The 12898-nt window shown below is 61.5% G+C and carries 13 protein-coding genes; all 13 read left to right on the forward strand.

The genetic code is table 11. The features are described 5' to 3' along the window. The coding region (locus C3Y91_RS25535; RefSeq protein ID WP_168575990.1) for an electron transfer flavoprotein subunit alpha/FixB family protein at positions 1–683 on the forward strand (683 nt) is incomplete at its 5' end. 15 nt (positions 684–698) lie between these two features. Continuing rightward, positions 699–1394: a dimethylsulfonioproprionate lyase family protein gene (locus C3Y91_RS25540; RefSeq protein WP_024324051.1), complete on the forward strand. Its 696-nt coding sequence runs from the start codon at positions 699–701 to the stop codon at positions 1392–1394. Positions 1395–1546: 152 nt separating this feature from the next. Beyond that, positions 1547–2674, forward strand: coding sequence for an S-(hydroxymethyl)glutathione dehydrogenase/class III alcohol dehydrogenase (locus C3Y91_RS25545; RefSeq protein ID WP_168575991.1), 1128 nt, complete (start codon positions 1547–1549; stop codon positions 2672–2674). A gap of 3 nt (positions 2675–2677) precedes the next feature. Next, positions 2678–3514, forward strand: a complete 837-nt coding sequence (gene fghA, locus C3Y91_RS25550; RefSeq protein WP_130663145.1) for an S-formylglutathione hydrolase — start codon at positions 2678–2680, stop codon at positions 3512–3514. A 54-nt stretch (positions 3515–3568) separates the two neighbouring features. After that, entirely contained in the window at positions 3569–4141 is a 573-nt protein-coding gene (gene gfa / locus C3Y91_RS25555; RefSeq protein ID WP_168575992.1) for an S-(hydroxymethyl)glutathione synthase, read from the forward strand. Between the two features lie 400 nt (positions 4142–4541). Further along, positions 4542–5258, forward strand: a complete 717-nt coding sequence (locus C3Y91_RS25560) for a GntR family transcriptional regulator (protein ID WP_018494241.1) — start codon at positions 4542–4544, stop codon at positions 5256–5258. Continuing rightward, on the forward strand, positions 5255–6166 hold the full coding sequence (locus tag C3Y91_RS25565; protein ID WP_130663143.1) for a dihydrodipicolinate synthase family protein: 912 nt from the start codon (positions 5255–5257) through the stop codon (positions 6164–6166). Before C3Y91_RS25560 ends, C3Y91_RS25565 begins: the two co-directional genes overlap by 4 nt. Continuing rightward, complete coding sequence (locus tag C3Y91_RS25570; RefSeq protein WP_130663142.1) at positions 6159–7676, forward strand: aldehyde dehydrogenase; 1518 nt, start codon at positions 6159–6161, stop codon at positions 7674–7676. The genes C3Y91_RS25565 and C3Y91_RS25570 overlap by 8 nt, the downstream gene beginning before the upstream one ends. Continuing rightward, complete coding sequence (locus tag C3Y91_RS25575) at positions 7673–9019, forward strand: NAD(P)/FAD-dependent oxidoreductase (RefSeq protein ID WP_130663141.1); 1347 nt, start codon at positions 7673–7675, stop codon at positions 9017–9019. The genes C3Y91_RS25570 and C3Y91_RS25575 overlap by 4 nt, the downstream gene beginning before the upstream one ends. 79 nt (positions 9020–9098) lie before the next feature. Then, positions 9099–9950: a glycine betaine ABC transporter substrate-binding protein gene (locus C3Y91_RS25580; RefSeq protein ID WP_027687961.1), complete on the forward strand. Its 852-nt coding sequence runs from the start codon at positions 9099–9101 to the stop codon at positions 9948–9950. Positions 9951–10088: 138 nt separating this feature from the next. Next, a complete protein-coding gene (locus C3Y91_RS25585; protein WP_397462070.1) occupies positions 10089–11195 on the forward strand; it encodes a quaternary amine ABC transporter ATP-binding protein in 1107 nt (368 codons plus the stop codon). A gap of 5 nt (positions 11196–11200) precedes the next feature. Continuing rightward, on the forward strand, positions 11201–12049 hold the full coding sequence (locus C3Y91_RS25590) for an ABC transporter permease (RefSeq protein WP_018071457.1): 849 nt from the start codon (positions 11201–11203) through the stop codon (positions 12047–12049). Then, a complete protein-coding gene (locus tag C3Y91_RS25595; protein WP_018071458.1) occupies positions 12046–12897 on the forward strand; it encodes an ABC transporter permease in 852 nt (283 codons plus the stop codon). Before C3Y91_RS25590 ends, C3Y91_RS25595 begins: the two co-directional genes overlap by 4 nt. Position 12898: the final 1 nt, after the last annotated feature.

Raw genomic sequence — 12898 nt, forward strand, 5'->3', positions numbered from 1 at the left:
GCTACGACACGATCCTGTCTGCCGCCACCTCGGTCGGCAAGAACGTGCTGCCGCGGGTGGCAGCCCTTCTCGATGTCGCCCAGGTCTCGGAGATCATCGAGGTGATCTCGTCCGACACCTTCAAGCGGCCGATCTATGCCGGCAATGCCATCCAGACGGTGCAGGCAACGGACGCCAAGAAGGTCATCACCGTGCGCACCGCCTCCTTTGCTGCTGCGCCCGAAGGCGGCTCGGCCACCGTCGAGGCGATCCCGGCGGTTTCCGATCCGGGGCTGTCGACCTTCGTCAGGGACGCGCTCTCCAACTCCGACCGGCCGGAGCTGACCTCTGCCAAGATCATCATCTCCGGCGGCCGCGCGCTCGGCTCAGCGGAAAAATTCAAGGAGGTCATCCTGCCGCTCGCCGACAAACTGGGGGCTGCCGTCGGCGCATCCAGAGCTGCCGTCGATGCTGGTTATGCCCCGAACGACTGGCAGGTCGGCCAGACCGGCAAGGTGGTGGCGCCGCAGCTCTATATCGCCTGCGGCATATCAGGCGCCATCCAGCATCTGGCCGGCATGAAGGATTCGAAGGTCATCGTCGCCATCAACAAGGACGAAGAGGCACCGATCTTCCAGGTCGCCGACTACGGATTGGTCGCCGATCTCTTCGACGCCCTGCCGGAATTGCAAAAGGCGCTCTAGCGAGGGAGACCGAACGTGGCGCGCGTCGTGGGACGTCCAATCAAACCTGGTGCCGACCTTCTTCTGAACGATGACGAGAAGCCGGCATACATACGGCTGCACGACATCGGGAGGGAAAGACGTTCGCGACCGTTGCAGGAATTCCTCAACGATGTCGGCGGACTGATGTTGTCGGCGGAGGCTCCTGCCGTTGCCAGCTTCGTCGCGGGCAAGGTTCTCCAGAGACTGCTCAAGACCGGCAAGGTGCGCCCGGAGGGCGGGTCTCTTCCCGGCGCGCCGGAAGGGCTTGATGACGCCATCAACCATCTTGCGAAGTCGGGACGGAAATACGAGGCGATCGCCAGCCAGTTCCGTAGTCTCGCCGACAAGCTGCTGTGGAGACGCGGCCGCTCCGGTCCGTTTGCAAGCCTGAATTTCGGCGATACGCATTCCCATGCGGTCGTGGTCGGCCCCAGCGGCATGGAGGAGCGCGCCGATCTGAGGGTCGGCGTGATCTACATGGATCGCTACACCCGGTTCCCCGATCATGTTCAGACCCAGCCCCGCGCCTTCATTCTGCTTTCGCCGGGCGAAATCCGCCTTGGCGATTCCGAGTGGTTCTCTGCCGCTATCGGGACGGTCTTTGCGAACGATGCCGGCCAATCCTTCGCGATAAGATGCACGGCCCGGCCGCTGCTTGCGGTCTGGTGCCAGGTTGAGCCGGAGACCTGATGGATCTTTGGCGACGATGAGTATGAGATGAACGAAAAGCGCGACGGCGAGAGCATAAAATCTCGGCTGTGACGCAGCAAAGCAGATCGGTGAGAAGCCGATCCCTTCGAATATGTAGCATCAGAATTCAATTTAAGAGGAAGGATATCAACATGGACGTTCGCGCCGCCGTTGCCGTTCAGGCAGGAAAACCGCTGGAAGTGATGACCGTGCAGCTGGAGGGGCCGCGGGCCGGCGAAGTGCTGGTCGAGGTCAAGGCGACGGGCATCTGCCATACTGACGATTTCACCTTGTCGGGCGCCGATCCCGAAGGCCTCTTCCCGGCGATCCTCGGCCATGAGGGCGCCGGCATCGTCGTCGATGTCGGTCCCGGCGTCACCTCGGTCAAGAAGGGCGACCACGTCATTCCGCTCTACACCCCGGAATGCCGCGAATGCTATTCCTGCCTTTCCCGCAAGACCAATCTCTGCACCGCGATTCGATCAACCCAGGGCCAGGGCCTGATGCCGGATGGAACGAGCCGCTTTTCGATCGGCAAGGACAAGATCCACCACTATATGGGGTGCTCGACCTTTTCGAACTTCACCGTGCTGCCGGAGATCGCCCTTGCCAAGGTCAACCCCGACGCGCCGTTCGACAAGATCTGCTACATCGGCTGCGGCGTGACCACCGGCATCGGCGCCGTCATCAACACCGCCAAGGTCGAGATCGGCGCCACGGCGATCGTCTTCGGTCTCGGCGGCATCGGCCTCAACGTGCTGCAGGGCCTGCGTCTTGCCGGTGCCGACATGATCATCGGCGTCGACATCAACAATGATCGCAAGGCCTGGGGCGAAAAGTTCGGCATGACCCACTTCGTCAATCCGAAGGAGGTCGGTGACGACATCGTGCCTTACCTCGTCAACCTGACCAAACGCAACGGCGACCTGATCGGCGGCGCCGACTACACCTTCGACTGCACCGGCAACACCAAGGTGATGCGCCAGGCACTGGAAGCATCGCACCGCGGCTGGGGCAAGTCGGTTATCATCGGCGTTGCCGGCGCCGGCCAGGAAATCTCCACCCGCCCGTTCCAGCTGGTCACCGGCCGCAACTGGATGGGCACCGCCTTCGGCGGCGCGCGCGGGCGCACCGACGTGCCGAAGATCGTCGAATGGTACATGCAAGGCAAGATCCAGATCGATCCGATGATCACCCACACCATGCCGCTCGAAGACATCAACAAGGGCTTCGAGCTGATGCATTCGGGCAAGAGCATCCGCGGCGTGGTGGTGTACTGAGCCATGAAAACCATCTCGACCGAAAATTCTCACGGCGGCACCCAGGGCGTTTACGTCAATCGCTCGGATGTCTGCGACTGCGACATGACCTTTGCGGTATTCCTGCCGCCGCAGGCCAAAGGACGGAAGCTGCCAGTTCTATGGTACCTTTCCGGTCTGACCTGCACCCATGCGAACGTCATGGACAAGGGAGAGTATCGGCGTCTTGCCGCAGAACTCGGCATTATCATTGTCTGCCCCGATACCAGTCCGCGGGGCGATGCCGTCCCGGACGAACCGGATAATTGGCAGTTTGGCAAGGGTGCCGGCTTCTACGTCGACGCCACCGAGCCGCCGTTCGCACAGAACTATCGGATGTACAGCTACATCGTCGATGAATTGCCGAAGCTTATCGCGGCCGAGTTTCCGGTCGACATGACGCGACAGGGAATCTTCGGTCACTCGATGGGGGGACATGGCGCGATCACGATCGCGCTCAAGAACCCCGAGCGCTTCGGCAGTTGCTCGGCCTTCGCGCCGATCAGCCATCCCTCGGTCTCCGGCTGGTCAAAGCCGGCATTCCAGAAATACCTCGGATCGGATGAAGCGCGCTGGCGGGCATATGATGCCTGCTCGCTGATCGAAGACGGGCACCGTTTCCCGGAATTCCTCGTCGACCAGGGGACAGCGGATAGCTTCCTGGAGGATGGATTGCGCCCCGAAGAGCTCAGGCAAGCCTGCGAGACGGCCGGCATCAGCCTGCGGCTTCGCATGCAGGAAGGCTACGGCCACTCCTACTTCTTCATTTCGACATTCATGGAAGACCATCTGCGCTGGCACGCGCGAAGATTGGGAGACTGATTGCAGAGCTTGGCCGGGCATATCGCAAACGGCCCAGAAGGGGAGGAGAAACCCATGACCAGCATAGCCATACATCCGGCAGTGGATTCGGGCTTTCGGGCGACTGACGCTGCTTTCGCAGGCGGGACGCTCGTCTGCAAGTGCGCCAGCAATCCCGTGAAGGTGAGGATCAAGAGCGATATCGCCCACAATCACGCCTGCGGCTGCACGAAGTGCTGGAAGCCCGAGGGCGCAGTCTTTTCGGTGGTGGCGGTCGCGCCGACCGAAAGCGTCGAAGTCCTGGAGAATGGCGATAAGCTCGCCGTCGTCGATTCCACAGCCTTGATCCAGCGCCACGCCTGCAAGGAATGCGGCGTCCATATGTATGGGCCGGTCGTGCGCGAACATCCGTTCCAGGGATTGTCGTTCGTCCATCCGGAGCGCTTTCAGGAAAGCGGCTGGGCGAAGCCTGGCTTTGCGGCCTTCGTGTCGTCGATCATCGAGAGCGGCTTCGACCCCGCGAAGATGGACGCCGTCAGAGCGCAGCTAAGGACGTCCGGCATCGAGCCTTACGATTGCCTAAACCCCGGCCTGATGGACTATATCGCAACCTGGATGGCCAAGAAGAGCGGCATCCTGGCCGCGTGATCGATCCCGGGGAGCGCCGAGCCGGCGCTCCCCGACAAAACCGCCGCCACCGGATATCGAGCTTTCCGTGATGGCCGCGCACCGGCTTGCCGGCGGCCAGGCTTCCGACGCCTGATGATCGAGGTTGATGCGCATAAAGCCGCATCAACCTTGGTGCACAGAAATTCTCACAGACCTGCCACGATAGTCCGCTTGGGAAACTCCGCGATGGCCGCCGCCGCGGGGCGCCCGATCATGGGGAGCGCTTTGAAATGGCGCCTTGCGGGCACCGGGCCGCTTGCTCGATGCGATTGTGTATTTAAGAAATACCAATTGTGTACGCAAAGTACACAATTGTTGACTCGCCCCGAGAGGCGTGCCATCTTCACGGCGTAGAGCAACGAGCGGCCGGAGAGCGACGATGGCGAAGACCCCCAAGAGCAATCTCTACGAAGACCTGAAACGGCAGATTCTGACGATGGAGCTGGATCCGGACGCCGATCTGGACGAGGCCAGTCTGAGCGAAAAATACGGGCTCTCCCGGACCCCGGTCCGCGACATATTCCGGCGCCTTGCCGGTGAGGGCTATATCGACATCCGCGAGAACAGGGGCGCGCGGGTCATTCCGATGAACCACTCCACCCTGCGGAATTTCTTTCTCGTCGCGCCGATGATCTACGCGGCGATCGGTCGTCTCGCCGTACAGAACTTCAAACCCTCCCAGCTTTCAGACCTGAAGCAGACCCAGGAGCGGTTCCGCGCCGCCAGCGAGAACATGGACCCTCTGGCGATGGTTCTCGAGAACAACCGCTTTCACGAAATTTTCGGCGAGATGTCGGGCAACGTCTATCTGCAGCCGAGTCTTGGCCGGCTGCTCATCGACCACGCGCGCATCGGCCACACCTTCTTCCGGCCGAGGAACGAGGACATGAAGCGGCGGCTTCAAGTGGCCGTCGACCATCATGACGGCTTCATCGATGCGCTCGGCGCCCACGACGAGAATGCCGTCGTCGACCTCGTCTTCGAACACTGGGAATTGTCCCGCGAGAACATGGAAATGTTCATCGCCCCGCAAGGCCTCAAGGCGGACGCCTTCCTCGGCGGCCCCGCCACGCAACTATTGGAGAAATCGTCGTGAAGTTTGAGGGGATCTATACACCGGCGGTGACGCCGCTTGATCAAAATGGCCGGATCGACAGGGCTGGGTTTGCCGCCGTGCTCGAGTCGCTGATCGAGGCGGGCGTTCACGGCATCATCGTCGGCGGCTCGACGGGCGAGTATTACGCCCAGAGCAGCCAGGAGCGTTTCGAGCTCGCGACCTATGCGAAAGAAGTGATCGGCACGCGGCTACCGCTCATTATCGGGACCGGCGCCACGCGCACCGAAGATTCAGTCGAATACGCCAAGGCGGCGAAGGAAATCGGCGCGGATGCGATCCTGGTGTCGTCACCGCCATACGCGCTGCCGACCGAGCGCGAGAATGCGGTCCATGCCTTGACGGTCGATCGCGCGGCGAACCTGCCGATCATGCTCTACAACTATCCCGCCCGCATGGGTGTCGTGATGGGTGAAGAGTATTTCTCCCGCGTCGGCAAGTCGAAGAACGTGATCGCCATCAAGGAAAGCTCCGGCGACATGGGCAATCTTCACCTGCTCGCCCGGAAATTTCCGCACATCGCGCTGTCCTGCGGCTGGGACGACCAGGCGCTCGAATTCTTCGCATGGGGCGCGAAGAGCTGGGTCTGCGCCGGCTCCAATTTCCTCCCGCGCGAACATGTCGCCCTCTACGAAGCCTGCGTCCTCGAAAAGAATTTCGACAAGGGCCGCGCGATCATGATGGCGATGCTGCCGCTCATGGATTTCCTGGAATGCGGCAAGTTCGTCCAATCGATCAAGCACGGATGCGAGTTGATCGGGCTGAATGTCGGATCGGTCCGCGCACCGCTGCGTCCGCTCAACTCCGAAGAAAAGCGAACCCTTCAGACCGTCGTCGCCACATTGAAGCGCACGGTCGCCCAGATCACGTCGGGAGCCAATCATGCATGAACCCTTGACCGTCGCCGAATACAAGGCGATCGCCGCCGAGCTTCAGTTTCCGACGAATGCCTTCATCGATGGCGCATTTCGTCCGGCAAATTCCGGCAAGACTTTCACCTCGACGAATCCCGCGACGGGCGAGGTTCTCGCCGAGATCGCCGCATGCGATGCCACCGATGTCGACGCCGCCGTCTCCAAGGCAAAGCAAGCCTTCGACGATGGCCGTTGGCGGCTTCGTTCTCCCAATGAGCGCAAGGAAGTGCTTCTGAAGCTCGCCAAACTCTTGGAGCGCAACAGGCATGAACTCGCCGTCATGGAAAGCCTCGACAGCGGCAAGCCGGTCCGCGAATGCCAGACGGTTGATGTTCCCGATACCATTCATACGCTCCGCTGGCATGCCGAACTGATCGACAAGCTCTATGACAACACGGCTCCGGTCGGCGCCAACGCGCTGACGATGATCGTGCGCGAGCCTATCGGTGTTGTCGGATGCGTGCTGCCGTGGAATTTCCCGCTGCTGATGCTGGCCTGGAAGATCGGCCCGGCGCTCGCTGCCGGCTGCTCGGTCATCGTCAAGCCTGCGCAGGAAACGACGCTCACCACGTTGCGCGTCGCCGAGCTTGCCCACGAAGCGGGCATTCCAGGCGGCGTGTTCAATGTCGTGACCGGTGGCGGCAAGGAGGTCGGCGAGCCGATCGGCCTGCACATGGATGTCGATATGGTGGCCTTCACCGGATCGACGCCGACTGGCCGCCGTTTCTTGCGTTACGCCGCGGACTCGAACCTCAAGAAAATCGTGCTCGAATGCGGCGGCAAGAACCCCGCGGTCGTTCTCGACGATGCCGAAGACTTGGACCTCGTTGCCGAGCAGGTCGTCAACGGCGCCTTCTGGAACATGGGCGAGAACTGCTCGGCCACGTCGCGTCTCATCGTTCATTCCAAGGTCAAGGACGAGCTGCTGAAGCGCATCGGCGCTTATATGCGCGAATGGAAGACGGGCGATCCGCTCGACCCGGTAAACCGCATCGGCGCGCTTGTCAGCAAGGCCCATTTCGAGAAGGTGAAATCCTTCCTCGACGACGCCAGGAAGGAGAAGCTGACGGTCACCCATGGCGGTGAAACGTATGGCGGCATCTTCATCGAACCGACAGTGGTCGAGGGTGTAACGCCTGCCAGCCGTCTTTTCCAGGAAGAGATCTTCGGGCCGGTGCTTTCGGTCACGACCTTCAATTCGCTTGCCGAGGCGATCGCTCTTGCCAACGACACGAATTATGGTCTCACGGCGTCCGTCTATACCGGCAGCCTGAGAAACGCCATCAAGCTCTCGCGCGAGATCCGTGCCGGCGTCGTCACGGTCAATTGCTTCGGCGAAGGAGACGCCACCACGCCGTTCGGTGGCTACAAGGAGTCCGGGTTCGGCGGCCGCGACAAGTCGGTCTTCGCCCACGACAACTACTGCGAACTGAAGACCATCTGGATCGATGTCTCGGAACGCTCGGTCGACGAGACGATCCGATGACCCGCCATGTGATCAAGCGCTTGCCGATCGACACCGGCGTTTCGGGATGGGAGGCGATCAGCGAACGCGCCTTTCCCGCAACAGCGCTTGAGCACGACATTACCGCGGACTGGCTGATCGTCGGCGGGGGGTTCGCCGGCCTGTCGGCGGCGCGCCGCCTTTCGCAATTGCGCCCTGAGGACAAGATCGTCGTCCTCGAGGCTCGCGAAGTCGCCAAGGGACCGGCCGGGAGGAATTCCGGCTTCATGATCGACGTGCCGCACAATCTGTCCTCGGGCGAATATTCGGTGGCCGACGAAGAGGCGACCAAGGACGAGATTCGACAGAACCGTCTGGCGATTTCCTTCGCAGCCGATGTCGCGGCGGAATACGGCCTGTCCAAGGAAACCTTCGATCCGTCGGGCAAGGTGAATGCGGCCGCCTCCGAGCGGGGGCTCGGGCTCAACGACAACTACAGGAAGTCGCTCGAAAAGATCGGCGAGGAGCATCTCGTTCTCGATGCCGATCAGATGCGGGAGATGACCGGCTCGCGCTATTATCGCGGAGGGCTCTATACGCCAGGCGCCGTGATGATCCAGCCCGCAGACTATATCCGCGGACTGGCGCGCGGACTTAGCTCAAAGGTCGCCATCCACGAGCACTCGCCGGTGCTGGAGCTTTCGCGCGAGGGCATGTCCTGGAAGGCGAAGTCCGGCCGCGGATCTATTTCCGCGCCGAAGGTCATTCTGGGTGTGAACGGCCATATTCAAAGCTTCGGCCATTTTCGCGGACGGCTGATGCACATCTTTACCTACGCGTCGATGACATCAGCCTTTTCCCAGAATGAGTTCGGCGGCGATGTGACCGGCGCAGATCGTTGGGCGCTGCTGCCGGCCGACCCGATGGGAGCGACGGTCCGAAAGATCACCACCGATGGTCGTTCGAGAATCGTCATCAGGACGAGGTTCACCTACGACCCGAGCCTCCAGGTGTCGGAGAGGCGGGTCGCCGGCGTGGCGGCCGAGCAGCGCCGGTCGTTCGACGCGCGGTTTCCCGGACTGGAAAGCCTGCCGATGGAATATAGCTGGGCGGGTGCTCTCTGCCTCAGCCGAAACCATGTGCCGGCATTCGGCGAAGTCGAAGAGGGGCTTTTTTCCGCCTGCTGCGAGAATGGTCTCGGCACGGTCAAGAGCACGCTTGCGGGAATGATGGCAGCCGATCTCGCCACAGGAGCCGCAAGCCCCGAACTCGACAAATACAAGAACCAGCCGGAACCGGTGAGATTGCCGCCCGAGCCCATCGCGTGGCTCGGCGTCAACTCGGTCATCCGCCTACAGGAATTGCGTGCAGGCCGCGAGGGATGATCCCTCGGCCCGCGCAATATGAAGACTGCCCGCTTGCAGACTTCAATGAGAATGGGAACGAAAAACAGGAGTAAGAACAATGAAGACTTTGTGGAAGGCGCTCTGCGCCGCTGCGATGATCGGGGTCAGCATCCTTCCTGCTCGCGCGGAAGAAAAGACGATCAATCTGGGCACGATGTCGTGGGAGGACCTGACACCCATCACCGGCATTACCAAGAAGGTTCTCGAAGACGCCGGCTATACCGTCAAGGTGACCGAGTTCTCCGAATGGGGCATCGCCTATGCCGCTCTCGCCAAGGGCGATATCCAGGCTCTCACTTCGCAGACGGACTACGTCGCTCAGGACTACTGGGACAAGAACAAGAACCGGCTCGAGAAGATCTCACCCGTTTCGCATGGCCTCTATCAGGGTGTCGCGGTTCCCAAATATGTCCCGATCGACTCGCTGGAACAGCTCAATGAAAACGCCGACAAGTTCGGGGGCAAGATCATTGGTATCGAACCGGGTTCCGGCCTGATGCGCGATACCTCGAACGCGGTCAAGGACTACGGTCTCAAGCTCCAGCTCGTCGAGGGCAGCACGGCCGCGATGACGGCGGCGCTGAAGTCCGCCTATGATCGCAAGGAGTGGATTGCGGTGACGATCTGGGAGCCGTCCTGGATGGTTCAGAAGTACGAGGTCAAGTACCTCAAGGATCCGAAGGGCGTGTTCCCGCCGCCGCAGAGCTACTACTGGATCGGCCACAAGGGCTTCTCCGCAGAGAACCCGCATGCGCGTGAAGTGATGGCCAGCGTCTACGTGCCGATCGCCGACATCACTGCCATCAACGGCGCAGTCAATGAAGGCAAGACCATGGACCAGGCCGTGCAGGATTGGATCGGCGCCCATGCCGAACTGATCAAGCGTTGGGAAAACATCAAGAAGAACTAAACGCGTCGTGGCCGTCCGATCCGTCGGGCGGCCACCTGCAGCGCCGCTCGTCTTTCAGATGCGCAAAGGAGACGCTGTCGCACTTTGAATGGCTGCATAATGAGAGAAGCCAGCGCCGATTGGCTCAAGGGGATCGCTATGAAAACCGTAAATGCCGATATCAATGATGTCCTGATCGACTGCCAATCCCTTTGGAAAGTCTTCGGTGACAAGTCCGCAGCGGCAATGAAGTCGATCAAGGAACGCGGCCTCGGCAAAAAAGAGGTCTTGAAGGAGTTCAACTGCGTCGTCGGCGTATCCGATGCGAGCATTGAGGTTCGGCGCGGTGAAATCTTCTGCATCATGGGCTTGTCGGGAAGCGGAAAATCGACGCTCATCCGCCTCCTTAACAAGCTGATCACGCCGAGCTCCGGGAAAGTCCTCGTCAAGGGACGCGACCTTGCCGCCCTGTCGCCGGTCGATCTGAGGCAGATGCGCGCCAGGAACATCGGCATGGTGTTTCAGAGCGTCGCTCTTTTGCCGCATCGCACAGTCCTGGAAAACGCGGCCTTCGGCCTCGAGGTTCAGGGCATAACCAAGCCGGAGCGAAACAAGACCGCTGCTGCGGCGCTCGAGAAGGTCGGTCTCGCCGACTGGGTGAGCCGATATCCGAACGAGCTTTCCGGCGGCATGCAGCAACGCGTCGGGCTCGCCCGCGCGCTCGCTTCCGACCCCGAGATCATTCTGATGGACGAGCCGTTCAGCGCTCTTGATCCACTCATCCGGCGTCAGCTTCAAGACGAATTCCGCCAGCTGACGAAGGCCTTGGGCAAGTCGGCGGTCTTCATCACCCATGATCTCGACGAGGCGATCCGGATCGGCGATCGCATTGCGATCATGAAGGACGGCGTCATCATCCAGACCGGCACGGCCGAGGAAATCATCCTCAACCCGGCGGATGCCTATGTCGCCGAATTCGTCGCCGGCATATCCCGCCTCCATCTGATCAAGGCGCACTCCGTCATGCGCAGCGTCGCCGAATTCCAGCAGAGCCAGCCGAATTCCGACATCGCGTCGCTGGCGCGCACGACGCCGGACGCCGACATCGACGAACTCATCACGTTGACGATGCAATCGGAGCGCGACGCCATCGCCGTCGTCGATAACGATCAGGTCGTCGGCGTGGTCACGCCACGCAGCCTGCTTATGGGCGTCAAGGGGACGTCCACCCGCGATCTGACGGCGGCGTCCCACAACTGGAGCTGATTGACATGGATAGTTCAGGCTTCACCGATCTTTTTGACGAATGGACGGACGCCGCGCTTGAGTGGGTGAGCGACAATGGCGAATTCCTCTTCGATACCATCAGACAGGTTCTCGAAGGGCTCTATGACGGGATCTTATGGCTCCTCGAGCTTCCACCATTCTACCTGGTCGCGCTGATCGTAGCGCTTATCGGCTGGCGGCTGGTCAATGTCTGGTTCGCCGTGCTGAGCGGCGCAGCGCTGGCGCTTTGTTTTTCCATGGGACTCTGGCCGGAGACGATGAGCACGCTCGCGCTGGTCTTGACCGCGACCGCGCTCGCCCTGGCGATCGGCATCCCGATCGGAATCGCCGCCGGCTTCTTCACCGGCCTCGACCGCTTCATGGAACCCGGCCTCGATCTCATCCAGACGCTTCCGCCATACATCTACCTGCTGCCGGCGATCGCTCTGCTCGGCTATGGACCGGCGACGGCACTGATCGCGACGGTGATCGTCGCCGTGCCGCCGGCGATCCGCCTGACCTCTCTCGGTATCCGGATGACGCCCAAGGAGTTCATCGAACTCGGAGAGGCGTTGGGGATGACGCCGGCGAAGATGTTCTTCAAGATCCGCCTTCCCTTTGCACTGCCGAGCATCATGGCAGGCATAAACCAGAGCCTGATGATGGCCTTCGGCATGGTCGTCATCGCCGGCATCGTCGGCTCCGGCGGGCTCGGAGAGACGATCTACGGCGCGATCAGAACGCTCGACATCGCGACCTCGATCAATGGAGCGATAGCCATCGTGGTACTGACTATGGTGCTTGACCGGATAACTCAGAGCGCCGCTCGGCTCGGAACGGGGAGGAAGTCATGAATCCGTCCATCCTGCAGTTTTCGCCGGGCGCTTTCCTGGCACCGTCGGTCGATTGGCTCAACACCAATCTTCATCCGCTGTTTGCGGCGATCAGCTATCTGATCGAAACGGTCCTTTCCGGATTCGAGGCGGCGCTCCTCTTCGTGCCGCCCTATGGGCTTATCGCGATCGTCGTCATCCTGGCATTCGTCGCCGTCGGTCTGCGCGCCGCGATCCTTGCGGGTCTTTGCCTGGGCTTCTGTCTCCTCATGGGACTGTGGACGGCATCGATGCAGACCCTCTCTCTGGTCACTGTCGCGGTTCTGATCTCCGTGCTTATCGCCTTCCCGATCGGCGTCCTGTGCTCGCGCCACAAGACATTGGAGGCGATGGTTCGCCCGGTTCTCGACGTAATGCAGACCGTGCCGCCGTGGGTCTACCTCATTCCTGCGGTGATGATCTTCAGCCTTGGACGGGTGCCGGCAATCATCGCCACCATCGTCTATGGCATTCCGCCGATGCTCCGCCTGACCACGCTGGCGTTCAACCAGGTGCCGAGAGAATTTGTGGAACTCGGCAGCGCCATCGGCGCGCCTCCCAGTTCGGTGCTTTGGAAGATCGAGATCCCCCTGGCCAGGCAGACGCTCCTGGTCGGGCTCAACCAATGCATCCTTCTGTCGCTGGCGATGGTCGTATTGGCCGGCCTTGTCGGCGCGGGCGGTCTCGGTGCGGAGGTGACGCGCGGCCTGACGCGCATGGAGATGGGGCTTGGCCTGCGGGCGGGCCTGGCGATCGTTGCAGTCGCCCTTCTGCTCGACCGGCTGTCCCGCGGCCTGCTCGACCGCGACAGGCCACGCAAGGCCGGATGAG

The organism is Rhizobium ruizarguesonis, from assembly GCF_012349115.1.
Lineage (GTDB): Bacteria > Pseudomonadota > Alphaproteobacteria > Rhizobiales > Rhizobiaceae > Rhizobium > Rhizobium ruizarguesonis.

Coding starts and splice junctions, on each gene's coding strand:
- C3Y91_RS25595 (WP_018071458.1), top strand. CDS start 12,046: ATGAATCCGTCCATCCTGCAGTTTTCGCCGGGCGCTTTCCTGGCACCG.
- C3Y91_RS25570 (WP_130663142.1), top strand. CDS start 6,159: ATGCATGAACCCTTGACCGTCGCCGAATACAAGGCGATCGCCGCCGAG.
- C3Y91_RS25545 (WP_168575991.1), top strand. CDS start 1,547: ATGGACGTTCGCGCCGCCGTTGCCGTTCAGGCAGGAAAACCGCTGGAA.
- gfa (WP_168575992.1), top strand. CDS start 3,569: ATGACCAGCATAGCCATACATCCGGCAGTGGATTCGGGCTTTCGGGCG.
- C3Y91_RS25560 (WP_018494241.1), top strand. CDS start 4,542: ATGGCGAAGACCCCCAAGAGCAATCTCTACGAAGACCTGAAACGGCAG.
- C3Y91_RS25585 (WP_397462070.1), top strand. CDS start 10,089: ATGAAAACCGTAAATGCCGATATCAATGATGTCCTGATCGACTGCCAA.
- C3Y91_RS25575 (WP_130663141.1), top strand. CDS start 7,673: ATGACCCGCCATGTGATCAAGCGCTTGCCGATCGACACCGGCGTTTCG.
- C3Y91_RS25580 (WP_027687961.1), top strand. CDS start 9,099: ATGAAGACTTTGTGGAAGGCGCTCTGCGCCGCTGCGATGATCGGGGTC.
- C3Y91_RS25590 (WP_018071457.1), top strand. CDS start 11,201: ATGGATAGTTCAGGCTTCACCGATCTTTTTGACGAATGGACGGACGCC.
- fghA (WP_130663145.1), top strand. CDS start 2,678: ATGAAAACCATCTCGACCGAAAATTCTCACGGCGGCACCCAGGGCGTT.